Annotated in this window: 1 pseudogene; it reads right to left on the bottom strand. The window is 72.5% G+C overall.

Features of this window, described 5'->3' with window-relative positions:
- Positions 1-481, bottom strand: a pseudogene (locus tag CCN37_RS37950) (amidase family protein); the annotation flags it as partial.
- Positions 482-628 lie beyond the last annotated feature (147 nt).

The raw sequence follows: 628 nt of genomic DNA on the forward strand, positions 1-628 counted from the left end.
TCGTCGGCGAGACCAGCACGTCGACCTGCTGGAAGGCCGACTCGAAGTCGCGGGTGATCAGCGTGCGGACCTTCTGCGCCGAGCCGTAGTAGGCGTCGTAGTAGCCGGAGGACAGCGCGTAGGTGCCGATCATGATGCGGCGCTTGACCTCCGGGCCGAAACCGGCCTCGCGGGTCAGCGACATGACCTCCTCGGCGCTGTGCGCGCCGTCGTCCTCGACCCGCAGGCCGTAGCGCATCGCGTCGAAGCGGGCCAGGTTGGAGGAGGCCTCGCTCGGCGCGATCAGGTAGTAGGCGGGCAGCGCGTAGGTGAAGTTCGGGCAGGGGACCTCGACGATCTCCGCGCCCAGCGCGCGCAGCTGCTCGACGGCCTGCTCGAAGGCGCTGATGACGCCGGGCTGGTAGCCCTCGCCGCGGAACTCCGGGACGACGCCGACGCGCACGCCGGTCAGGTCGGCCTTGGCGCCCTCGCGCGCGGCGCTGCTGCACGAGGTCATCGGCGGCTACGACCCGCTGGACTCCACCTCCATCAACGCCCCGGTGCCCGCCGTGGTCGCCGCCGCGCGCGAGGGCGCCAAGGCCGACCTGACCGGCGTGCGCGTCGGCGTCGTCCCGGAGTTCCGCGGCGA

Source organism: Allokutzneria sp. NRRL B-24872 (genome assembly GCF_002155965.1).
GTDB lineage: Bacteria > Actinomycetota > Actinomycetes > Mycobacteriales > Pseudonocardiaceae > Allokutzneria.